The organism is Methylocystis suflitae, from assembly GCF_024448135.1.
Classification (GTDB): Bacteria; Pseudomonadota; Alphaproteobacteria; order Rhizobiales; family Beijerinckiaceae; genus Methylocystis; species Methylocystis suflitae.
The window spans coordinates 1-455 of record NZ_JAMRYX010000210.1 but is presented as its reverse complement, the minus strand read 5'-3'; the positions used below and the strand labels follow the sequence as shown (position 1 = coordinate 455).

The 455-nt window shown below is 59.6% G+C and carries 1 pseudogene; it reads left to right on the top strand.

Annotation, left to right across the window (positions count from 1 at the left end):
* Window positions 1–455: pseudogene (gene nifH, locus NEI07_RS16115) on the top strand (nitrogenase reductase); the annotation flags it as partial.

Below are 455 nucleotides of genomic sequence, written 5' to 3'. Positions count from 1 at the left end.
GGCGACGTGGTCTGCGGCGGTTTCGCCATGCCGATCCGCGAGAACAAGGCGCAGGAAATCTACATCGTCATGTCCGGCGAGATGATGGCGATGTATGCGGCCAACAACATCTCCAAGGGCATTTTGAAATACGCCAATTCCGGCGGCGTGCGCCTGGGCGGTCTGGTCTGCAATGAGCGTCAGACCGACAAGGAGCTGGAGCTTGCGGAAGCTCTGGCGAAGAAGCTCGGCACGACGCTGATCTACTTCGTGCCGCGCGACAATATCGTGCAGCACGCGGAGCTGCGCCGCATGACGGTTCTAGAATATGCGCCGGAGTCGCAGCAGGCGAATCATTACCGCAATCTCGCGGTGAAGATCCACGCCAACCAGGGCAAGGGCATTATTCCGACGCCGATCACGATGGACGAGCTCGAAGACATGCTGATGGAGCACGGCATCATGAAGGCGGTGGA